The sequence below is a fragment of the Candidatus Rhabdochlamydia sp. W815 genome (assembly GCF_018642185.1).
In the GTDB taxonomy this organism is placed as follows: domain Bacteria; phylum Chlamydiota; class Chlamydiia; order Chlamydiales; family Rhabdochlamydiaceae; genus Rhabdochlamydia; species Rhabdochlamydia oedothoracis.
Genome location: NZ_JAAVTY010000179.1, coordinates 1,071 through 1,432, shown reverse-complemented (window position 1 = coordinate 1,432; position 362 = coordinate 1,071). Strand labels below are relative to the sequence as shown.

Sequence of the window (362 nt, the reverse complement as noted above, 5' to 3'; positions counted from 1 at the left end):
TTTATATTGGAGAGTTTAACCTACTCCGTTTAAGGAGCAACCCCTTCTTTGTGTGCAATTATGGCATGTATATAGTGGTTCCGATTCAATCGCATAGAAAAATGTAGGATAAACGACAAGTTTCAAGTCAACGACTTGAAACTTGTCGTTTATCCTACATTTCAAAATATCTGTTATTTTCGGTATCTCTTCTAAGAAGAATCCTCTCATTGCCTGAAAAAAAGTCACCGACGTTTCGTAATATCGATTGTATACCGTCTTTTCCCTTAAGATCTTCCACAAGCGTTCAATAGGATTCAAATTCGGCGAATAAGGAGGGAGATAGTGCACTTTAATCCTAGAAGACATCAGAAACTCTTCTA

The 362-nt window shown here is 37.0% G+C and carries 1 protein-coding gene; it reads right to left on the bottom strand.

Annotation, left to right across the window (positions count from 1 at the left end):
* Positions 1-15: 15 nt before the first annotated feature.
* The coding region (locus tag RHOW815_RS08080; protein ID WP_215217780.1) for a transposase at positions 16-362 on the bottom strand (347 nt) is incomplete at its 5' end.